Source organism: Streptomyces sp. NPDC006384 (assembly GCF_042870695.1).
Lineage (GTDB): Bacteria > Actinomycetota > Actinomycetes > Streptomycetales > Streptomycetaceae > Streptomyces.
In genome coordinates this window covers 56,915-76,956 of sequence record NZ_JBIAHR010000021.1, presented here as the reverse complement: position 1 = coordinate 76,956, position 20,042 = coordinate 56,915, and the positions used below count along the sequence as shown (strand labels likewise).

Below are 20,042 nucleotides of genomic sequence, written 5' to 3'. Positions count from 1 at the left end.
CCTGGCGACCGGCCATCCCGGGACCGGGGCCCGAGACCGGGGCCGGGCCGCTCGTCGGTCAGCCGCGCCTGCGGCGGGCCAGGACCAGGGCGCCGCCTCCCGCGAGGACGAAGGCCGCGGCGCCGGCCGCGAGGTACGGGGTGGTCGAGCCGCCGCCGGTCTCGGCCAGGCCGGCCCCGGCGCGGGCGCCCTGGGGTTTCACGTCCGCGGCCTGCTCGGCGGGGGTCTCCTCCGCCTTCGCCGGGGGCTGCGCGGCCTCGGCCGGCGGTGCCACCGGTGCCTCACAGGTGGCGCTCGCCAGGGTCACGGTGCCGTCGACCGCGGCCACGCCCAGGTCGAGCGGGTCGACGTGCACGGTGAGTTCGAGGGCGGTGGCGGCGGCCGTACGCGTGGTGGTCTCCGTCTTCGACAGGTCGAGCCGGACCTCGCCGACACCGGGCACCTTCACGGCCGTCGGCCCGCCGGTGGTCAGCGTGACCTTCTTACCGAGGACGGTGACCGCGCCCAGCAGGTTCGAGGAGGCGACGGGCTTCTTCCCCGCCTCGCAGGTCGCCGTGGAGGTGACCTGGCCGACCTCGATGAGCGACAGCAGCGGCAGCCCGGGGACGTGGACCCTGGCCCGGGCCAGTTCGGTGCGGCCCTCCGCCCGGTGCGCGCTCGTCGTCGCCTCGGCGTCGGCCACGTCGGCGCGCAGCACGCTGAAGGGCCTGCCGCCCTCGACGCCGTCCAGACGGGCGGTCAGCGCGGTCTTCCGGGCGCTGCCGGGGGCCTGCACCTCGTTGAGGGTGACCGCGAGCGGGACGTGCACGGTCTTCTTGAGCAGGGAGACGTCGAGGCCGGTGCGCAGGACGGTGGCGCTCGCGCGGCCGTGGTCGCCGGTCGCGTGGGCGGTGCCCGCGCCGGCCAGGACCGCGGGACCTGCGGCCAGGGCCGTGGCCGCCGCGACGGTGACGAGGCGGCGTGCGGGCATGCGGAAGGTGTTGCCGTTCAAGGTGGTGGGACCCCCAGTGAGACATGCGTGCGGGGCACGCATGAGCGACAAGCTCGGGACCCGGAAAGGATGTCCCCGGCCGCGCCCGGCCGTCAGCGATCCGGGGTCACTTCACCCCTTCGTGGGGTTTGCGTGAATCTTTTCGATTCTTGGGGCACCTCTGTTCCCCGGCGTCACCCGTGCCGACTACCCGACGACCCGCCCGTTCAGCACCACCCGGCGCGGAGCGCCGAGCACGCGCACGTCCGCGCGCGGGTCCTCGTCGTACACCACCAGGTCGGCCGGCGCGCCCTCGTCGAGGCCGGGCCTGCCGAGCCAGCGCCGGGCGGCCCAGGTCGTCGCGGCGAGGGCCTCGACGGGCGGGATGCCGGCGGTGACCAGTTCGGCGACCTCCGCGCCCGCCAGGCCGTGAGGCAGGGCACCGCCCGCGTCGGTGCCGACGAAGACCGGGATCCCGGCGTCGTGGGCGTTGCGGACGGTGTCGTAGCGGCGGGCGTGGAGCCGGCGCATGTGGGCCGACCAGCGGGGGAACTTGGCCTCGCCGCCGTCGGCGAGCGCGGGGAAGGTGGCGATGTTGACGAGGGTGGGCACGATGGCGACGCCCCGCTCGGCGAAGAGCGGGATCGTGTCGTCGGTGAGGCCCGTGGCGTGCTCGACGCAGTCGATGCCGGCCTCGACCAGGTCGCGCAGCGAGTCCTCGGCGAAGCAGTGCGCGGTGACGCGGGCGCCGAGGCGGTGGGCCTCGGCGATGGCGGCCTCCACGGCGCCGCGCGGCCAGCAGGCGGACAGGTCGCCGAGGTCGCGGTCGATCCAGTCGCCGACCAGCTTCACCCAGCCGTCACCGCGCCGGGCCTCCTGGGCGACGTACGCGACGAGGTCGTCGGGTTCGACCTCCCAGGCGTAGTTGCGGATGTAGCGGCGGGTGCGGGCGATGTGCCGGCCCGCGCGGATGATCTTCGGGAGGTCCTCGCGGTCGTCGATCCAGCGGGTGTCGGCGGCCGAGCCGGCGTCGCGGATCAGCAGGGTGCCGGCGTCCCGGTCGGTCAGCGCCTGCTTCTCGGCGACGTCCGGGGGGACGGCGCCGTGCCGGTCGAGGCCGACGTGGCAGTGCGCGTCGACCAGGCCGGGCAGCGCCCAGCCCTCGACGGTGCGGACGTCTCCGGCCCCGGCGGGACGGTCGTAGGAGATCCGGCCGCCGATCACCCACAGCTCGTCGCGGACGTCCTCCGGTCCGACGAGCACCCGCCCCTTCACGTGCAGCACCGCGTGATCGCTCATGCCCGGCACCTTAGACCGGACCCGTGGGCTGTCCGAAGGCCCGGTCACCGGCCACCGTCCCGCACTGCCGCGCGGGCGCGCAGCTCGGTCGCGTACCCGGCCGCGACGGCGCTCGCGACGGCGGTCAGGGCGAGGACGGCGACGCCGGGGTCGACGTAGCCGGGGACGTCGGCGGAGTCATAACCGTCGCCGTCGGCGGTCTCGCAGCGGAAGCCGAGGGGCAGGTAGGAGACGGAGTAGTCGACGATCCGCCCGGCCGGTTCCGGGGGCGCGCCGGTACGGCAGGGCCGCAGCGGCGCGGAACCCGTCCCGCCGTCCTCCGCCTCCATGACCGCGAGCCCCACGCACAGCAGGCCCCAGAGGTACAGCAGGGCGGCGGCCCCGCCGGCGGTGCCGGCGACGACGCGGAAGGGCGCGCCCGGTCTGCGCGGCACGGGGGCGACGGCCCCCGAGGCCGCCGCGCGGGGGTACGTGCCGGAGCCACGGCCGAGGAGGACGGCCGCCGCCACCGCGACGAGGACGAGCAGAAGGAGAGCGAGCACGGCCCGAGTCCATCAGCCCGGCGCCCGCCCGGCTGTGGCGGAAGCCACAGTTCCGGGCGTGACGGTGTCGCGACGGAAGCCCTCCGCCGCGAGTGGCGGCAAGGGCCGCGGTTACTCTCGACTCCGTACGCGTCGTACACCTGACCGTGAGTGAAGAGAGCACCGCCGTGACCCACCCCTTCCTGGACCTCGCCCCGTTGAGCGCCGCCCGTTTCGCCGCGATCGAGGACCGGGTCGCGCGCCTGCTCGGCACGCGGCAGGACGTCGTGATCACGCAGGGCGAGGCGCTGCTGCCGCTGGAGGGCGCGATCCGCGGATGCGCCGGTCCGGACACCGTCGCGCTGAACGTCGTCACCGGCCCGTACGGGCAGACGTTCGGGAACTGGCTGCGGGACTGCGGCGCGACGGTGCACGACCTGACCGTGCCGTTCCACACCGCCGTGACGGCCGACCTGGTCCGCCAGGCCTTCGCCGAGCACCCGGAGATCGACTTCGTGTCCCTGGTGCACGCGGAGGCGGCGACCGGGAACACCAACCCGGTCGCGGAGATCGGCGAGGTGGTGCGGGAGCAGGGCGCGCTGTTCTACCTGGACGCGGTGGCGTCGGTGGGTGCCGAGCCGGTGCTGCCGGACGCGTGGGGCGTGGACCTGTGCGTGATCGGCGCGCAGAAGGCGATGGGCGGCCCGGCCGGGGTGTCGGCGGTGTCGGTGAGCGAGCGGGCGTGGGCGCGGATGGCCGCGAACCCCGGGGCGCCTCGCCGGTCGTACCTGTCGCTGCTGGACTGGAAGGAGCGCTGGATCGACGGCGGGCGCAAGGCGCTGCTGCACGCGCCGGCGCAGCTGGAGATGCTGGCGCTGGAGGCGTGCGTCGAGCGCATCGAGGCGGAGGGCCTGGAGACGGTGATGGCGCGGCACGCGTCGGCCGCGGCGGCCACCCGGGCCGGGGCGCTCGCGCTGGGCGGCGGGCTGGAGCCGTACGTGCACGAGGCCCGCGAGGCGGCGCCGGTGGCGACGACGCTGCGGGTCCCCTCGGACCTGGACGCCTCGAAGCTGGTGGCCCGGGCGCTGGAGTCCGGCCCGTCGCTGCCGCTGGCCGCGGGCGGCGGCGCGCTGGCCGAGGAGATGATCCGCGTCAACCACTACGGACCGGACGCGACGCCCGAAGCGGTGCGGGACTGCCTGTCGGCACTGGGCGCGGCGCTGGCGGACGCGGGGCGGAGGACCGACCTCGAGGCCGCGCGGCGGGCCGCCGGGGAAGCCTGGCGGCGGGCGGCGGAGTCCGGCCTTTCGGAGGCGTGAATTCAGGAGCAATTTCGGGAAACTCACGAGGGGAATTCTTGAATTACTTCGAGGACAGCTTCCCGTCTTCTTCTTCCCGCTTTCCCCGACCCTAAACACAAAGATTCCGCGAACCCAGACCACCGCAATACGGGCACGCTCCGTGCGGGTTACATGATTGTGACCCGTTACACATGCTGCCCGTTTTGCGGTTTTTCTTTCGGACAAACAGGTGCAATACGCCACCCTCTCGCGCGGCGGCACGCGCCCGCGTGATAACACACGGCACGCCCATCCGTAACCCCGGCCGGCGATGCATTTTTCAATTCCGCTGGGTAAGTTCAATTTGCATGACTGCCGCGCAAGCAGACCTGCAGATCGACCGTCCGAAAGTGGCCGACGGGGCCGCCCTGTGGCGGATAGCGAGGGATTCGAAGGTCCTCGACCTGAACTCGTCCTACAGCTATCTGCTGTGGTGCCGGGACTTCGCCGCCACGTCGGCCGTCGCCCGCGACGAGCACGGTGAGCCGGTCGGCTTCGTCACCGGTTACGTACGGCCGGACCGCCCGGACACCCTGTTCGTCTGGCAGGTGGCGGTGGACCACGCCCACCGCGGGCGCGGGCTCGCCGCCTCCCTCCTGGACGAGCTGGCCGCCCGGACCGTCGCGGAGCACGGAACGACCACCCTGGAGACCACGATCTCGCCCGACAACACCGCCTCCCAGCGGCTGTTCATCTCGTTCGCCGAACGCCACGGCGCCGGACTGGAGCGCGAAGTGCTGTTCGGGACGGGCGACTTCCCCGACGGACCGCACGAGCCGGAGGTCCTGTACCGCATAGGCCCGCTGACCGCCGCCGGCCGCTGACCAGCCGGTCCTCCGGACGGCCCCGGCCTCCCGGACGGCCCGGCGCCCCGGACGGCACACCCCCGGACGCCCCGGCGCCCCGGACGTCCGCCCCCCTGAGACTTCCCGGCGGGACCGCCCCGGTCCCCCGGATCCGCACGCCCTCCCTCTCCCACCCTCACCCCACGAGGAGCGATTTGCCGTGACCATCACCCAGCCCGACCTCAGCGTCTTCGAGACCGTCGAGTCCGAGGTGCGCAGTTACTGCCGCGGCTGGCCCACCGTCTTCGACCGCGCGCACGGCAGCCGCATGTACGACGAGGACGGCCACGAGTACCTCGACTTCTTCGCCGGAGCGGGCTCGCTCAACTACGGGCACAACAACCCCGTGCTGAAACGGGCGCTGATCGACTACCTGGAGCGGGACGGCGTCACCCACGGGCTCGACATGTCGACCACCGCCAAGCGCCGCTTCCTGGAGACGTTCCAGAACATCGTCCTGCGGCCGCGCGACCTGCCGTACAAGGTCATGTTCCCGGGCCCGACGGGCACCAACGCCGTGGAGGCCGCGCTGAAGCTGGCGCGGAAGGTGAAGGGACGCGAGTCGATCGTGTCCTTCACCAACGCCTTCCACGGCATGTCGCTGGGCTCGCTCGCGGTGACCGGCAACGCCTTCAAGCGGGCCGGCGCCGGCATCCCGCTGGTGCACGGCACGCCCATGCCCTTCGACAACTACTTCGACGGCACCGTCGAGGACTTCCTCTGGTTCGAGCGGCTCCTGGAGGACCAGGGCTCCGGCCTCAACAAGCCGGCCGCCGTGATCGTCGAGACCGTGCAGGGCGAGGGCGGCATCAACGTGGCCCGGCCCGAGTGGCTGCGCGCCCTGGCCGACCTGTGCGCGCGGCAGGACATGCTGCTCATCGCCGACGACATCCAGATGGGCTGCGGCCGTACCGGCGCGTTCTTCTCCTTCGAGGAGGCGGGCATCACGCCGGACATCGTCACCGTCTCCAAGTCGATCAGCGGCTACGGCCTGCCCATGTCGCTGTGCCTGTTCAAGCCCGAGCTGGACGTGTGGGAGCCGGGCGAGCACAACGGCACCTTCCGCGGCAACAACCCGGCCTTCGTCACGGCGACCGCCGCGCTGGAGGCGTACTGGGCCGACGGGTCGGCGATGGAGAAGCAGACCCGCACCCGCGGCGAGCAGGTCGAGCAGCACCTGATCGCCATCACCGAGGAGAACCTCGCCGACGTCAAGGAGTACCGCGGCCGCGGCCTGGTCTGGGGCCTGGAGTTCCACGACAAGGACCGTGCGGGCCGCGTCGCCGCGCGCGCCTTCGAGCTCGGGCTGCTCATCGAGACGTCCGGCCCCGAGAGCGAGGTCGTCAAGCTGCTGCCGGCGCTCACCGTCACGCCCGACGAGCTGGACGAGGGCATGGAGACCCTCGCCCGCGCCGTGCGCGAGACCGTCTGACACCACCCCCCGTGCTTCCGGGGTCCCCGGCCCGCGCGGCCGGGGTCCCGGGGACCCCTGCACACCCTTCACCTAGGAGGCATCGCACCACTGTGATCGTCCGTTCGTTCAAGGAGATCGAAGGCACCGACCGGCACGTGAAGTCCGCGTCCGGCACCTGGGAGAGCAAGCGCATCGTCCTCGCCAAGGAGAAGGTCGGCTTCTCCCTGCACGAGACGATCCTGTACGCGGGTACGGAGACCTCCATGTGGTACGCGAACCACATCGAGGCCGTCGTCTGCACCAAGGGCGACGCCGAGCTGACCGACCGCGAGACCGGGAAGACGTACCGCATCACGCCGGGCACGATGTACCTCCTGGACGGCCACGAGCGGCACACGCTCAAGGTCAAGGAGGACTTCCACTGCATCTGTGTCTTCAACCCGCCCGTGACCGGACGGGAGGACCACGACGAGAACGGCGTCTACCCGCTGCTCACCGAGGAGGTGTGAGTCCACCGTGACCACCACGAACACGCCCGCGAACGTCACCGATCTCTACCCCACCCGCGGCGCCACCGAGGTGGCGACCCCTCGGCGGGACCCGGTCGTCTGGGGCTCCCCGGACACGCCCGGCCCGGTCTCGGCCGCCGACCTGGAGGCACTGGACCGCGACGGCTTCCTCACCGTCGACCAGCTCATCGGGCCGGACGAGGTCGAGGTCTACCGCCGTGAGCTGGAGCGGCTGATCAGCGACCCGGCCGTCCGCGCGGACGAACGCTCGATCGTCGAGCCGAAGTCCCAGGAGATCCGGTCCGTCTTCGAGGTGCACAGGATCAGCGAGGTGTTCGCGGACCTGGTGCGCGACGAGCGGGTCGTCGGCCGGGCCCGGCAGATCCTCGGCTCGGACGTCTACGTCCACCAGTCGCGGATCAACGTCAAGCCGGGCTTCGGGGCCAGCGGCTTCTACTGGCACTCCGACTTCGAGACCTGGCACGCCGAGGACGGCCTGCCGAACATGCGCACCATCTCGGTCTCGATCGCGCTCACCGAGAACTACGACACCAACGGCGGTCTGATGATCATGCCGGGGTCGCACAAGACGTTCCTCGGGTGCGCGGGGGCCACGCCGAAGGACAACTACAAGAAGTCCCTGCAGATGCAGGACGCGGGGACGCCGTCCGACGAGGCGCTGACGAAGATGGCGTCGGAGTACGGCATCAGGCTCTTCACCGGCAAGGCCGGCTCGGCGACCTGGTTCGACTGCAACTGCATGCACGGTTCGGGCGACAACATCACGCCGTTCCCGCGCAGCAACGTGTTCATCGTGTTCAACAGCGTGGAGAACACGGCGGTCGAGCCCTTCGCGGCACCGGTCCGGCGTCCGGAGTTCATCGGGGCGAGGGACTTCACGCCGGTGCGGTGAACCGATCCGGCCGGGGGTCCGGGGGTCGCCCCCCGGAGGAACACAGCATCGGGGCGAGGGACTTCACGCCGGTGCGGTGAGCCGCGGTCGAAGAGTCCAGGACTCGGGCAGGGGCCTTCTCGCGTGGGACGGGAGGTCCCTGCCCGTACGCTGTCGCGTCCCGGGCGTCTCAGCCCGCCAGTACGTCCAGCAGCCGGTCGACGTCCGCCGCCGTGTTGTACAGGTGGAACGCGGCCCGCAGATTGCCCGCGCGGTCGGAGACCTGGACGCCGGCCCGGCTCAACTCCTCCTGACGGTGGCCGAGTCCGGGCACCGACACGATCGCCGACCCCGGCGCCGGCACCGCCTCGTGCCCCAGGGAGGCCAGCCCCGTACGGAACCGGTCGGCGAGGGACGTGTCGTGGGCGTGCACGGCGTCCACGCCGATCTCCTCGATCAGCGCGAGGGAGTGCCGGGCGCCGGTGTAGGAGAACAGGGCGGGACTCTCGTCGAAGCGCCGTGCGGAGCGGGCGAGTTCCTCGACGGGGCCGTAGCAGCTGTCCCAGGGGTGCTCGCCCGAAGCCCAGCCGGCGAACAGCGGCCTCAGCCCGGCCGCCCGTCCCAGGTCCTCCGGTACGACGAGGAAGGCGACGCCGCGCGGGCAGAAGACCCACTTGTAGCCGACTGCGGTCACGTAGTCGAAGTCGCCGGCGTCCAGCGGCAGCCACCCGGTGGACTGGGAGGCGTCGATCAGCGTCCGCGCGCCGTGCGCCCGGGCGGCGTCCCGCAGCGCCGCGAGGTCGGCGATCCGTCCGTCGGCCGACTGGACGGAACTGACCGCGACGAGCGCGGTGTCCGGCCCCACCGACTCGGCGAGCCGCTCCAGCGGCACACTGCGCACCTTCAGATCGCCGCGCAGGTGCAGCGGGTTCACCAGGGAGCTGAAGTCGGCCTCGGCGGTGAGGACTTCGGCGCCCGGGGGCAGCGAGGCGGCGATGAGCCCGCTGAAGGTGGCGACCGACGCGCCGGTGGCCACCCGGGAGGCGGGCACGCCGAGGAGGCGGGCGAAGGCGGACCGGCTCGCCTCCACGTCGGCGAACATGTCGAGGGGCTGCCCGGCCGCCGCGGACTCGGCCGCCTCCCGCATGGCGGCGAGAGTACGGGCGGGCAGCAGGCCGGTGCTCGCGGTGTTCAGGTACGTGGTCCTCGGGGCGAACTCGGTACGGACGAGGGTCTCGAAGCTCTCCATGGCACCTACTGTGCGGCCCCGGGACCTCCCCGTCCATCACGTATCTCTGCGCGATGTCTCCAAGGACCGCTTATGAAACCCCTGCTACCTGGGGTTTCAGTCCTGCGGCACCGCACAGCCGTCCGGGCCGCACGCGTCGGCACCCGCGTCCCCGCCGTCGACGGGCTTCAGCGGCGTGCGCTCGCCCCACGCCTGCGCGAGTGCCCGGGCGAAGACCTCGACGGGCTGGGCGCCGGAGACGCCGTAGGCCCGGTCGAGCACGAAGAAGGGCACGCCCGTGGCCCCGAGCTGCGCGGCCTCGCGCTCGTCGGCGCGGACCCCGTCGGCGTAGGCGGTGGGGTCGGCGAGCACTTCGCGGACGGTGTCCGCCTCCAGCCCGGCGCCGGCGGCCAGCTCCACGAGCCGCTCGTCGTCGGCGAAGACGGACCGCTCCTCGGCGAAGTTGGCCCGGTAGAAGGCGTCCAGCAGCGCGTCCTGACACCCCTTCTCCTTGGCCAGGTGCAGCAGCCGGTGCATGTCGAAGGTGCTGCCGTGGTCACGGCCGCGGGTGCGGTAGTCCAGGCCCTCGGCGGCGGCCTGCGCCCCGAGGTTGTCCTCACCGGCCTGCGCCTGCGCCTCGCTCATGCCGTACTTGGCGGTGAGCATCGTCAGCACGGGCTGGACGTCGCCCTTGGCGCGCCCGGGGTCCAGCTCGAAGGACCGGTGCACCACCTCGACGCCGTCCCGGTGCTCGAAGGCCGCCAGCGCCTTCTCGAACCGGGCTTTTCCGACATAACACCAGGGGCAGGCGATGTCGCTCCAGATCTCGACGCGCATGTTCCGGCTCTTCTCCAGGTCGTACGGGTGCGGAGGCCTCCCCTCCGCCGCGTACGTGAACGTCCGGGCGCCGCGTCTCATTCCTCTCGCTCCCCCGGGCACGTCGAAGCACAGGCGCAGGTGACGGCCGCCCTCGGGGAGCCGGGCCCGCGGTTGCGTCAGCTGCCGTCGCGCAGGTCCGCCGGTGCGCCCGGGCGGAACTCCAGGTGGTCGTAGGTCACCGTGCAGCCCTCGCCCGTCGGTGACTGGACGAGGAAGCCGGCCAGGGCGGCGCCGGTCTCCTTCTCGTCGCCCAGGGTGAAGAGCCGGACGAAGGTCCAGCGCTCGCCGTCGGGGGAGGCGTGGAAGGCGAAGGCCCGCCCGGTGCGGCTCACCCGCAGCCAGACGGAACTCCCGTCCACGGGGAAGGAGTTGCAGTCGTCGGAGTGTCCCCGGGTGACCACCGTGCAGACGGTGGGCACGTCCGGGGAGTACTCCAGGCACAGCTTGGCCCAGGCCCGCTCGCCGACGTGGACGTAGAGGACTCCGGCGTCGAAGGCGGCCTCGAAGCCGGCCGTGACCCGGGCGATCAGCTGGAAGTCGCCCTCGGGCGCTCCGAGCAGCCGGGGCGCGTCGGAGGCGGGCTCCAGCGATTCGCCGGTGGGCGGCACGAAGCGGTCCTGCCGGGGGCCGGCCCGTCCGGTGAGGACGCCGTCCTCGTAGGACCAGCCGCCGTCGGGGCCGTAGGTCCGGAGAGGGAAGGGCAGTTCGGGAATGACGAGATCCATCTGCTGATTCTCTCCGGACCGGTGCGGGTCCTCAGGGGCGGGGGCGGGTGGACGGGCGTGGCCGCGGAGCGCTACCGCTCCAGACGGCCGTTGAAACGGCGGGGCAGTCCCAGCGGGTTGTCGTCCCGCAGTTCCGGCGGCAGCAGGGCCTCGGGCGTCCCCTGGTAGGCGACCGGCCGCAGCCACCGCTCGATGGCCGTGCCGCCCACCGAGGTGGACGTGGAGGTCGTGGCCGGGTACGGCCCGCCGTGGTGCTGGGCCGGCGCCACCGCGACCCCGGTCGGCCAGCCGTTGACCAGCACGCGCCCGGCGAGCGGCGTCAGCTCCGCGAGGATCTCCGCGCCGCGTCCCTGCCCGGCCGCCTCCTCGGCGGAGAACTGCACGGTCGCCGTGAGGTTGCCCGGGAGGCGGGACAGCACGGCCCGCACCTCGGCCTCGTCCTCGTAGCGGGCCACCACGGTGACCGGACCGAAGCACTCCTCCAGGAGCAGGTCGTGCTCGCCCTCGGCGGTCAGCCGCGCGGCCGGCACGGTCAGGAAGCCGGCGCTGACGGTGTGCGCGCCGCCCGCGCCCGGCGTCACCGGGGACTCCACGTCGGGCAGGGCGGCGCGCTCGGCGACCCCGGCGACGAAGTTGTCCCGCATGCGGTGGTCGAGCAGCACGCCGGCGTCGGTGTCGCTGACGGCGTCCGTGAGGGTCTTGACCAGGCCGTCACCGGCCGCGCCGGAGGGCACCAGGACCAGGCCGGGCTTCACGCAGAACTGGCCGACGCCCAGGGTCATCGATGCGGCGAGCCCGGCGCCGATGGCCTCGGCCCGCTCGGCCGCCGCCGCCTCGGTGACGACGACCGGGTTCAGGGAGCCCAGTTCGCCGTGGAAGGGGATCGGGACCGGGCGTGCCGCCGCCGCGTCGAACAGGGCGCGGCCGCCGCGGACCGACCCGGTGAAGCCGGCCGCGGCGATCAGCGGGTGCTTGATCAGCTCGACGCCGGCGTCGAAGCCGTGCACCAGGCCGAGGACGCCCTCGGGGATGCCGTGCCGGGCCGCGGCGCGGCGCAGCACGCTCGCGACCAGCTCGGACAGGGCCGGGTGGTCGGGGTGGGCCTTGACGACGACCGGGCAGCCGGCCGCGAGGGCGCTCGCGGTGTCGCCGCCGGGGACGGAGAAGGCGAAGGGGAAGTTGGAGGCCGAGTAGACGGCGACGACGCCCAGCGGCACCTTGTAGCGGCGCAGGTCCGGGATCGGCGGGGTGGCCGTGTCGTCGGGGTGGTCGATGACGACGCCGAGGAACTCGCCCTCGTCGACGATGTCGGCGAAGGCCCGCAGCTGGTAGCAGGTGCGGGCGAGTTCGCCGGTGAGCCGGACCGGGCCGAGCGCGGTCTCGGCGTCGGCCACCTCGACGAGGGAGCTCTCGGACGCCTTCAGCTCGTCGGCGGCGGTGCGCAGGAAGGCCGCGCGGACGGCGCGGTCGGCGAGGGACCCGCGAGCCGCGTGGGCGGCGCGGACGGCGGCGTCCACCTCCTGGGCCGTGGCCTCCACCGCGACCTGTTCGCGCTGCTTCCCGGTACGGGGGTCGACACTCCAGACTGGTGCTGCTGCCACCGCGGGTTCCTCCACGTGCTCTGCGTTCTCCGCATCGGGCTCGTTCGATATACTGAACGCTGTCTCCGATGATGAATACGGTGGAGATTATTTCCCGTCGAACGAAGGGGTCAAGGTCGATGTCGGCTGGCGAGACGGGGGGCGGGGCGCAGGTCAAGTCCGCCGTGCGGACGGTGGAACTGCTCGAGTACTTCGCCGGACGCCCCGGCATGCACTCCCTCGCGTCGGTCCAGGAGGCCGTCGGCTACCCCAAGTCGAGCCTGTACATGCTGCTGCGCACGCTGGTCGAGCTGGGCTGGGTGGAGACGGACGCGACGGGCACGCGGTACGGCATCGGCGTGCGGGCGCTGCTGGTCGGCACGTCGTACATCGACGGCGACGAGGTGGTCGCGGCGGCCCGGCCGACGCTGGACCGGCTCTCCGACGACACCACGGAGACCATCCACCTCGCCCGGCTGGACGGCACCAACGTCGTCTACCTGGCCACCCGCCAGTCCCAGCACTACCTGCGGCCCTTCACCCGGGTCGGCCGCCGGCTGCCCGCGCACTCGACGTCGCTGGGCAAGGCGCTGCTGAGCACCTACAGCGACGAGCAGGTGCGCAAGATGCTGCCCGAGACCCTGCCGGCGCTGACCGAGCACACCATCACCGACCGGGAGAGGCTCATCGAGGAGCTGCACCAGGTGCGGGAGCAGGGCTTCGCCGTGGACCGCGAGGAGAACACGCTGGGGCTGCGCTGCTTCGGCGTGGCGATCCCCTACCGCACCCCCGCGCGGGACGCGATCAGCTGCTCGGTGCCGGTGGCGCGGCTGACGCCAGCGCACGAACAGACGGTGAAGGACGCCCTGTTCGACGCCCGCGACCGGCTGACCCTGGCGACGCGCAGGCTCTGAACCGCGTACGCCGCGTAGGATCCGGCCCATGCACATCGCGCTGCGCGAGGTACACGACAGTGATCTGCCCGTCTTCTTCCGGCAGTTGAACGACCCGGAGGCCCTGCGCATGGCGGCCTTCACCCCGCCGGACCCGGCCGACCGGGACGCCTTCACGGCGCACTGGCAGAAGATCCGGACCTCGGACGCCGTCGTGCGGACCGTCCTGGGCGACGGGGACGTCGTCGGCAGCGTCGCGGTGTACGGGGAGCCGGGCGAGCGCGAGGTGACGTACTGGGTGGACCGGGCGTACTGGGGCCGGGGCGTGGCGACGGCCGCGCTGCGGGCGCTGCTCGCCGAGGTCGCCGACCGGCCGCTGTACGCGCGTGCGGCGGCCGACAACGCCGGGTCGCTGCGCGTCCTGGAGAAGTGCGGCTTCGTGACGGGCGCCCGGGCCCGGGGCTTCGCCCCGGCGCGGGGCGAGGTGATCGACGAGGTCGTCCTCCACCTCGCCGGCTGACCCGCCCTCCGCCGCCTCTCCCCCCTCGCCGGCCGACCCGCCCTCCGCCGTGCTCTCCCCCTCGCCGGCCGACCCGCTCTCCCCCTCGCGGGCCGCCCCGCCTCCGCCGCGCGGGGGAGGCGGATCGTCGGCACGCAGGACGTGCCGGCGGGCGGGTGCGCGGAAGCGTGGAGCCATGACGCAGACACCCGTCCCCTCCCCCTCCTCCACCCCGGCCGCCGCGGCCGACGGCCCCACCCGGACCCGTCGGCTGCTGCGCGCGGTCGCCGTCGTGTCCTGTCTGCCCTACCTCGGGCTCAAGGCCGCCTGGATCGCCGGGAGCCGGGCCGGCATCCCGGAGGGCAGCACGCTGCTGGACCACCGGACGACCATGGCCGTGGCCAACGGCGTCTCCCTGCTGATGGACAGCTGCGTGATCGTGCTGGCGCTGGTGCTGACCCGGCCCTGGGGCAGGCGGGTGCCCGCGCCGGCGCTGGCCCTTCCGGTGTGGGTCGCGACAGGGCTGCTCGCGCCGATCATGACCGGGTTCCCGCTGCAGCTCCTCACCCGGGCGCTCACCGGCGACACCGCCGGGGAGAGCGGCGGCGCGGGGCGGGAGCCCTTCCTGGACGAGTGGGTGTTCGGGGTCGTGTACACGGGGTTCATCGTGCAGGGACTCGCCCTCGGCGCCCTGTTCGTGCTCTACGCCCGGGACCGCTGGGGGCATCTGTGGCGCGGGCGGATGTGGGACCTGCCGTCCCGCGTCACCGACCGGACCCAGCAGGCCGTCGCCGTCACGGCCGGCGCTCTCGCGCTGTTCCCGGCCGCCGTGCGGCTGTACTGGGCCTGCGGGGGCACGGCCGGGCTCGGCGCGGACAGGGCGGCAGAGCGCACCGGCGACTTCCACGTCCTGGAGGGCATGTACGCCGCCTTCCTCGCCGGGGCCGTCGCGGGCGCCCTGCTGCTCGCCTTCCGCCGCGCGCCCGCCCTGCGGGTCCGGGTGCCCCTCGCCCTGACCTGGGTGTGCTCCGGCGCCGCGGCCTGCTGGGGCGGCTGGATGCTGCTCGGTTCGCTCGCCACGGCGGGCGGATCCGCCGACGACACCACGCCGTTGACGCTCTTCACCTACGCTGCACAGATGCTCGTCGGCCTTCTCCTCGCCACCGTCGGCGCCCGTTTCCTCACCCTGCGGACGGCCACGTCCCGCGTCCGGCCGTGAGCGCGCTCGCCCGGTCCCTGTTCGGCCGGCGGGCCCGCCTGCGGTGGATCCACCTGATCCTCGGCGGCGCGCTCGCCATGCCGTACTTCCTGGTCGGTTCGGTCGTCGTCGGCCTGTTCGCCGGCGCCGACGAGGTCTTCGGCTCCCTGGTGCCGCAACTCGCCTCGTTCGCCGTCGGGTTGCCGCTCGCCGCCGTCACCTCGCTGTCCCCGCTGGCCAGGCCCCTGGAGGCCGGCATCGTGCAGTGGCTGTGCGGGGTGGAGGCCGGCCGGCTCGCCCACGGGCCCGCCCGGACGAAGGACGAGAAGGGCCGTACCGCCGCCTGGTTCACGCTGCACCTGGGCGTCGGCGGGGTCGTCGCGGGGGCGACGCTGGCGGTGCCGCCGTTCGCGGCCGCGCTGATCGCGCTGCCCTTCGTCCCGGCCCTGCGCGAAGGCCCCCTGGCACCGTCCGGCCCCTTCGACCACGCCTGGGCGCTCGCGCTCCTGCCCCTCGCCGGCGCCGCGATGCTCGTCGCGCTCGCCGGGTGCGCGGCCGGCTGCGGCGCGCTGCTGGCCCGCTGGGCGCCCGTGCTGCTCGGCCCCTCCGCCGCGGACCGCGTCGCGGCGGCCGAGGCGCGCGCCGCCGACCTCGCCGTCCGCAACCGGCTCGCGCGGGAACTGCACGACAGCGTCGGCCACGCACTGAGCGCGGTCGGGCTCCAGGCGAGCGCGGCCCGGCGGGTGCTGGACACCGACCCGGAGTTCGTCCGCGAGGCGCTCGCCGCGATCGAGGACACCACCCGGCGCACCGTCGGCGAGCTCGACGCCGTCCTCGGCGTCCTGCGGGACGGCGACGCGCCCGGCACCGCGCCGGCGCCCACCCTCGCCGCCGACCTCGACGGGCTGCTGCGCCGTACCCGCGCGGGCGGCGCCCGGATCACGGCCGCCGTGTCCGCCGGCCGGGAGTCGCTGCCGCCCCTGGTCTCCCGCGAGGCGTACCGCATCGTGCAGGAGGGGCTGAGCAACGCCCTGCGGCACGCGGGCCCGCAGGTCACCGTGGACCTGCGGATCGACGTGGCGGACGGACACCTGCGCATCACCGTCGAGAACCCGCTCGGCAAGGCCGGCCGCGCACCGCGCCCCGGTGGCGGTCACGGCCTGCGCGGCATCGCCGACCGGGCCCGGCTGCTGGGCGGCACCGCCGAGGCGGGCGCCGCCGGCGGGGTGTGGCACCTGCGCGTACACCTGCCGCTCGGAGGACCCGCGTGAACGGGACGCGCCGACACCGGCCCCCGCCGTCCGGCCGGCCCGCCACACCCCGCCACCCGCATGCCCCGTCTCCCGCACGGACCCCGCACACCTCCCGTACGCCCCACCGCCCGAAGGGACCGGCCATGACCCGCCCGCCGATCAGGATCGTCCTCGCCGACGACGAACGCATGGTCCGCACCGCCCTGCGCGCCATCCTCGGCGCCGAGCCGGACCTGGAGGTCGCCGGCGAGGCGGCCACCGGCGCCGAGGCCGTCTCCGTCGTACGCGAGACGCGGCCGGACGTCGTCCTCATGGACGTCCGCATGCCCGGGGTCGACGGCATCCGCGCCACCGAGCGGATCCTCGCCACGCTCGCCGACCCGCCGCGCGTCCTCGTGGTCACCACCTTCGAGAACGACTCCTACGTCTACGACGCCCTGCGCGCCGGGGCCGCGGGCTTCCTGCTCAAACGCGCCGACGCCGACACGCTCGTCCAGGCCGTACGGCTGCTGGCGCGCAGCGACACGCTGCTGTTCCCGGCGGCGGTGCGGGCGCTCGCGGCCGAGCACGCGCGGACGGAACCGGCCCCGCCCGCCTGGGTGGCGCGGCTCACCGAACGCGAGGGCGATGTGCTGCGGCTGATGACGGCCGGGCTGACCAACGCCGAGATCGCCGGGCGGCTGGGGGTGGGACCGGCCACGGTGAAGACGCACGTGGCGTCGGTGCTCGCCAAGACCGGCTCCCGGGACCGCACCCAGGCCGTCGTCCGCGCCTACGAGGCCGGCTGGACCACCCCGGCCACATGAACGGACGATGAGAAAACGGGCGCGGGGGAACGTTTCGCCCCGGCCCGTTCGTCCTGTGGACGGGATGAACAAGACGATCAGGCGCGCATCGGTCTTCACGCTGCTCCTGGTGTTCGCTCTGCTGGTGCGGGCGACCTGGGTGCAGTTCTACGAGGGCCGTGCGCTCGCGGACGACAAGAACAACCGGCGCAACGCGATCGAGACGTACGCGGAGCCGCTCGGGGACATCATCGTGGCCGGACGGCCGGTCACCGGATCGGCGCGGACGGAGGGAGGCGACCTCGCGTACAGACGCACGTACACCGACGGGAAGCTGTACGCCGCGGTGACGGGCTACGCCTCGCAGGCGTACGCGCCGACCCAGCTGGAAGGCATCTACCAGGACCTCCTCAACGGCACCGACCCGCGGCTGCGGACCCTGACGGACACGGTCACCGGCCGGCGGGCCGACCCGGGCGACGTGGTCACGACGATCGACCCGGCGGTGCAGAAGGCCGGGTTCGAGGCGCTGGGCGGGAAGAAGGGCGCCGCCGTCGCCCTCGACCCGAGGACGGGCCGGATCCTCGCGGTGGTGTCCACCCCGTCGTACGACCCGTCCTCGCTGACCGACGCCAACACCGCCGGCGCGGCGTGGAAGAGGCTCACGGACGACCCGGACAAGCCGCTGACCAACCGGGCGCTGCGCCAGCCGCTGCCGCCGGGCTCCACGTTCAAGCTCGTGGTGGCGGCGGCCGCGCTGGAGGACGGGCTGTACGGGTCGGTGGACGAGCCGACCGACAGCCCGGACCCGTACCGGCTGCCGGACACCGTGACGGACCTGACGAACGAGAACCCGGACGCCCCCTGCGAGAACGCCACGATCCGCACCGCGCTGCAGTACTCGTGCAACAACGTCTTCGCGAAGATGGCGGTCGACCTGGGCCAGGACAAGCTCCGGGCGACGGCCGAGAGGTTCGGGTTCAACGACGAGACGCAGGACGTTCCGGTGCGGGCCCACACGAGCGTGTACCCGAAGGACATGAACCGGCCGTCGACCGCGCTGACGGGCATCGGCCAGTTCGACGTGACGGCGACCCCGCTGCAGATGGCGATGGTGTCCGCCGCCATCGCCAACGACGGCGAGCTGGTCTCGCCGCACATGGTGTCGCAGATCACGGGAAGCGACGGCGACGTCCTGGAGGACCACGACGACGCGGCGGGGACGAAGCGGATCGTCAGCTCCTCCACCGCACGGCAGCTGCAGTCGGCCATGCAGACGGTGGTCGACGAGGGCACGGGGTCGAACGCGCAGATCGCGGGCGCGACCGTGGGCGGCAAGACGGGCACGGCCCAGCACGGCGAGAACAACAGCAAGACGCCGTACGCCTGGTTCACCTCCTACGCCAGGTCCGACTCGTCGGACCAGGAGGTCGCGGTGGCCGTCCTCATCGAGCAGTCCGACGCGGCCCGCTCCGAGGTCAGCGGCAACGGACTGGCCGCCCCGGTGGCCAAGGCGATGATGGAGGCGGCGCTCCGGAACTAGGGCCTGCCGCCGGACTCCCCCGGCCGGAACTCCCCCTTCCCGTACGGTCCGGGCCCTTCCCCCTCCGGTTCGGCCGGCCATACGGTGTTCGATGCACCGTACGGTCGGCGTGGCCGACGCTGCTACAGTTCCGGATCCGGGCCCGGCGCACGGCTGTTCGACGCCGGGGAAGCCGCTGCGAGGAGAGTCCGCCCGTGGGCACAGTCGTCGACGACGCCGCCTCCGTGGAGTTCCACGACTTCTTCGAGCGCCATTACGCCGAACTGTCCCGGCTCGCCCATCTGCTGACGGGCGAGCCGGACGCCGCCGACGACCTGGCCGCGGACGCCCTGCTGGCGCTGTGGCACCGCTGGGACCGGGTGCGCGCGGCCGACCACCCGGTGGCGTACGCGCGCGGTGTCGTCGCCAACCTCGCCCGCAGCCGGATCCGCAGCGCGGTGCGCGAGCGCCGGCGTGTGGCCCTGTTCTGGTCGCAGCGCGAGGAGAAGGCGGAGAACCCGGACGTCGCGGGCGTGGTGGACGTGCAGGAGGCGCTGCGCTCGCTGCCGTTCCGCAAGCGGGCGTGCGTGGTGCTGCGGCACGCGTTCGACCTCTCCGAGAAGGACACCGCCCTCGCCCTGGGCGTCTCGGTGGGTACGGTGAAGAGCCAGACGTCGAAGGGGATGGCCGAACTGCAGCGGGCACTCGGCACACGGGAGGCTCCGCAGCGGGTGCGCGCGGCGATCGCGCACACCGGTGGGACCGCGGGAAGGAAACGATGACCGGGCGGCGGGACGTGGACGAGGAGCTGCGTGCCCGGCTGCGTGAGGCGGCCGGCGCGCACGAACCCGACCGTGCGCGCATCCTGGCCCGGGTCGAGCGCGGCATGGCGGGCCCGGGTCCGGCCCAGCACCGGGCGGTACGGCCGCCGCTGCTGGGCTGGGCCCGGGTGGCGGGCGCGACGGCGGCGGTCGCGGGGGTCCTCGCGGTCGGCGGGTACGCGGTGGCGTCCGCGGTGAAGGACGACCCTCCCCCGCAGCGTTCGGTCGCCACCTCGCCGACGCCCGTGCCCACCGTGGGCGGCCCCACCAGCCGCGCGCCCCAGCCGCCGCCCGTCGGCCCGGCGCCGAGCACCTCGCCGAAGACCGAAGAGCCGGCGCCCCCGGTCCGGCCCTCGCCCTCCCGCACGCCCACCGGCGCCGCGACGACCGCCCCCGTCCGGCCGCCGGCCGCCGGTGTCGAGGACGGCCCGCTGTGGTCGGACGGCTCGGTCGACCCGCACAGCAACGACTACTGGGCGCAGAGCAACGTCACCCTGAAGACCGGCGTCCCGCTGACCGCGCTCACCGTGGAGCTGAGGGTGGCGCAGACCGGCGGGGTGGTCTCCGCAGGCGCCTGGCGGTCGCTGCCCGAGCAGGACTTCACGTTCACCCTCGAGGAGCGGGACGGCTTCCTCGTCCACCGGTGGACGCTCAAGGAGGGCCGTACGGTCCCGGCGGGCGAGTGGATGTTCGCGGGCCAGTACCACCACGAGAGCGGCGGCCGGAACGCGTACGGCGACAGCTACTCGGCGACAGCCTCGGCGGGCGCCGAACAGTACGCGGTCCGGGGCGACTTCGCGCCCCGCGACGGCGGTTCGTGAAAAAACCGGAGATCCGGCAACCCTTTGCCCGTCCGTGGCGACCAGGAA

20 protein-coding genes are annotated in these 20,042 nt (G+C 73.7%); 13 read left to right on the top strand and 7 right to left on the bottom strand.

Annotated features, from left to right (window positions below):
• Positions 1–58 precede the first annotated feature (58 nt).
• The 3 genes from ACFYOJ_RS26160 to ACFYOJ_RS26150 all read right to left on the bottom strand — a co-directional run bounded on the left by ACFYOJ_RS26160 (position 59) and on the right by ACFYOJ_RS26150 (position 2,811).
• Positions 59–991, bottom strand: a complete 933-nt coding sequence (locus ACFYOJ_RS26160; protein ID WP_356555092.1) for an SCO1860 family LAETG-anchored protein — start codon at positions 989–991, stop codon at positions 59–61.
• Between the two features lie 186 nt (positions 992–1,177).
• The gene (locus ACFYOJ_RS26155; RefSeq protein WP_356555090.1) at positions 1,178–2,269 is read right to left on the bottom strand and encodes an amidohydrolase family protein; all 1,092 of its coding nucleotides are present in this window, start codon (positions 2,267–2,269) and stop codon (positions 1,178–1,180) included.
• A 44-nt stretch (positions 2,270–2,313) separates the two neighbouring features.
• Positions 2,314–2,811, bottom strand: a complete 498-nt coding sequence (locus ACFYOJ_RS26150; RefSeq protein ID WP_356555088.1) for a hypothetical protein — start codon at positions 2,809–2,811, stop codon at positions 2,314–2,316.
• 167 nt (positions 2,812–2,978) lie between these two features.
• Here ACFYOJ_RS26150 and ACFYOJ_RS26145 point away from each other — a divergent pair, with 167 nt between their 5' ends.
• From ACFYOJ_RS26145 to thpD, 5 genes are all read left to right on the top strand, one after another.
• On the top strand, positions 2,979–4,109 hold the full coding sequence (locus ACFYOJ_RS26145; RefSeq protein ID WP_356555216.1) for an aminotransferase class V-fold PLP-dependent enzyme: 1,131 nt from the start codon (positions 2,979–2,981) through the stop codon (positions 4,107–4,109).
• A 329-nt stretch (positions 4,110–4,438) separates the two neighbouring features.
• Positions 4,439–4,954 (top strand): diaminobutyrate acetyltransferase, encoded by a 516-nt coding sequence (ectA, locus tag ACFYOJ_RS26140; protein WP_356555087.1) that lies wholly within the window; start codon positions 4,439–4,441, stop codon positions 4,952–4,954.
• A 181-nt stretch (positions 4,955–5,135) separates the two neighbouring features.
• The gene (ectB, locus tag ACFYOJ_RS26135; RefSeq protein WP_356555085.1) at positions 5,136–6,407 is read left to right on the top strand and encodes a diaminobutyrate--2-oxoglutarate transaminase; all 1,272 of its coding nucleotides are present in this window, start codon (positions 5,136–5,138) and stop codon (positions 6,405–6,407) included.
• A gap of 92 nt (positions 6,408–6,499) precedes the next feature.
• Positions 6,500–6,898 (top strand): ectoine synthase, encoded by a 399-nt coding sequence (locus ACFYOJ_RS26130; RefSeq protein ID WP_356555083.1) that lies wholly within the window; start codon positions 6,500–6,502, stop codon positions 6,896–6,898.
• Between the two features lie 7 nt (positions 6,899–6,905).
• Entirely contained in the window at positions 6,906–7,811 is a 906-nt protein-coding gene (gene thpD / locus ACFYOJ_RS26125) for an ectoine hydroxylase (protein WP_356555082.1), read from the top strand.
• A gap of 169 nt (positions 7,812–7,980) precedes the next feature.
• Here thpD and ACFYOJ_RS26120 read toward each other — a convergent pair whose 3' ends face one another.
• From ACFYOJ_RS26120 to ACFYOJ_RS26105, 4 genes are all read right to left on the bottom strand, one after another.
• Positions 7,981–9,039: an aminotransferase class V-fold PLP-dependent enzyme gene (locus tag ACFYOJ_RS26120; protein WP_356555081.1), complete on the bottom strand. Its 1,059-nt coding sequence runs from the start codon at positions 9,037–9,039 to the stop codon at positions 7,981–7,983.
• A gap of 96 nt (positions 9,040–9,135) precedes the next feature.
• Complete coding sequence (locus tag ACFYOJ_RS26115) at positions 9,136–9,855, bottom strand: DsbA family oxidoreductase (RefSeq protein WP_356555215.1); 720 nt, start codon at positions 9,853–9,855, stop codon at positions 9,136–9,138.
• A 158-nt stretch (positions 9,856–10,013) separates the two neighbouring features.
• The gene (locus tag ACFYOJ_RS26110) at positions 10,014–10,622 is read right to left on the bottom strand and encodes a DUF1349 domain-containing protein (RefSeq protein ID WP_356555079.1); all 609 of its coding nucleotides are present in this window, start codon (positions 10,620–10,622) and stop codon (positions 10,014–10,016) included.
• A 71-nt stretch (positions 10,623–10,693) separates the two neighbouring features.
• Positions 10,694–12,223 (bottom strand): aldehyde dehydrogenase (NADP(+)), encoded by a 1,530-nt coding sequence (locus ACFYOJ_RS26105; RefSeq protein WP_356555077.1) that lies wholly within the window; start codon positions 12,221–12,223, stop codon positions 10,694–10,696.
• 119 nt (positions 12,224–12,342) lie between these two features.
• On the opposite strand from ACFYOJ_RS26105, the gene ACFYOJ_RS26100 reads away from it, so the two are divergent.
• The 8 genes from ACFYOJ_RS26100 (at position 12,343) to ACFYOJ_RS26065 (ending at position 19,994) form a co-directional block, all read left to right on the top strand.
• Positions 12,343–13,116 (top strand): IclR family transcriptional regulator, encoded by a 774-nt coding sequence (locus tag ACFYOJ_RS26100; protein ID WP_356555075.1) that lies wholly within the window; start codon positions 12,343–12,345, stop codon positions 13,114–13,116.
• 28 nt (positions 13,117–13,144) lie between these two features.
• Positions 13,145–13,615 (top strand): GNAT family N-acetyltransferase, encoded by a 471-nt coding sequence (locus tag ACFYOJ_RS26095; RefSeq protein ID WP_356555073.1) that lies wholly within the window; start codon positions 13,145–13,147, stop codon positions 13,613–13,615.
• 175 nt (positions 13,616–13,790) lie between these two features.
• Positions 13,791–14,813, top strand: a complete 1,023-nt coding sequence (locus ACFYOJ_RS26090; RefSeq protein ID WP_356555072.1) for a hypothetical protein — start codon at positions 13,791–13,793, stop codon at positions 14,811–14,813.
• On the top strand, positions 14,810–16,063 hold the full coding sequence (locus ACFYOJ_RS26085) for a histidine kinase (RefSeq protein ID WP_356555070.1): 1,254 nt from the start codon (positions 14,810–14,812) through the stop codon (positions 16,061–16,063). The genes ACFYOJ_RS26090 and ACFYOJ_RS26085 overlap by 4 nt, the downstream gene beginning before the upstream one ends.
• Positions 16,064–16,188: 125 nt before the next feature.
• Positions 16,189–16,851, top strand: coding sequence for a response regulator transcription factor (locus tag ACFYOJ_RS26080; protein ID WP_356555068.1), 663 nt, complete (start codon positions 16,189–16,191; stop codon positions 16,849–16,851).
• 64 nt (positions 16,852–16,915) lie between these two features.
• Positions 16,916–18,373, top strand: coding sequence for a penicillin-binding transpeptidase domain-containing protein (locus ACFYOJ_RS26075; protein ID WP_356555066.1), 1,458 nt, complete (start codon positions 16,916–16,918; stop codon positions 18,371–18,373).
• A 194-nt stretch (positions 18,374–18,567) separates the two neighbouring features.
• Positions 18,568–19,134 carry a SigE family RNA polymerase sigma factor gene (locus ACFYOJ_RS26070; RefSeq protein ID WP_356555065.1) on the top strand — a complete coding sequence of 189 codons (567 nt, stop codon included), beginning with the start codon at positions 18,568–18,570 and terminating at the stop codon, positions 19,132–19,134.
• Positions 19,131–19,994: a hypothetical protein gene (locus tag ACFYOJ_RS26065; RefSeq protein ID WP_356555063.1), complete on the top strand. Its 864-nt coding sequence runs from the start codon at positions 19,131–19,133 to the stop codon at positions 19,992–19,994. Before ACFYOJ_RS26070 ends, ACFYOJ_RS26065 begins: the two co-directional genes overlap by 4 nt.
• Positions 19,995–20,042: the final 48 nt, after the last annotated feature.

Coding starts and splice junctions, on each gene's coding strand:
- ACFYOJ_RS26110 (WP_356555079.1), bottom strand. CDS start 10,622: ATGGATCTCGTCATTCCCGAACTGCCCTTCCCTCTCCGGACCTACGGC.
- ACFYOJ_RS26100 (WP_356555075.1), top strand. CDS start 12,343: ATGTCGGCTGGCGAGACGGGGGGCGGGGCGCAGGTCAAGTCCGCCGTG.
- ACFYOJ_RS26155 (WP_356555090.1), bottom strand. CDS start 2,269: ATGAGCGATCACGCGGTGCTGCACGTGAAGGGGCGGGTGCTCGTCGGA.
- ectA (WP_356555087.1), top strand. CDS start 4,439: ATGACTGCCGCGCAAGCAGACCTGCAGATCGACCGTCCGAAAGTGGCC.
- ACFYOJ_RS26090 (WP_356555072.1), top strand. CDS start 13,791: ATGACGCAGACACCCGTCCCCTCCCCCTCCTCCACCCCGGCCGCCGCG.
- ACFYOJ_RS26115 (WP_356555215.1), bottom strand. CDS start 9,855: ATGCGCGTCGAGATCTGGAGCGACATCGCCTGCCCCTGGTGTTATGTC.
- ACFYOJ_RS26075 (WP_356555066.1), top strand. CDS start 16,916: ATGAACAAGACGATCAGGCGCGCATCGGTCTTCACGCTGCTCCTGGTG.
- ACFYOJ_RS26095 (WP_356555073.1), top strand. CDS start 13,145: ATGCACATCGCGCTGCGCGAGGTACACGACAGTGATCTGCCCGTCTTC.
- ACFYOJ_RS26065 (WP_356555063.1), top strand. CDS start 19,131: ATGACCGGGCGGCGGGACGTGGACGAGGAGCTGCGTGCCCGGCTGCGT.
- ACFYOJ_RS26120 (WP_356555081.1), bottom strand. CDS start 9,039: ATGGAGAGCTTCGAGACCCTCGTCCGTACCGAGTTCGCCCCGAGGACC.
- ACFYOJ_RS26080 (WP_356555068.1), top strand. CDS start 16,189: ATGACCCGCCCGCCGATCAGGATCGTCCTCGCCGACGACGAACGCATG.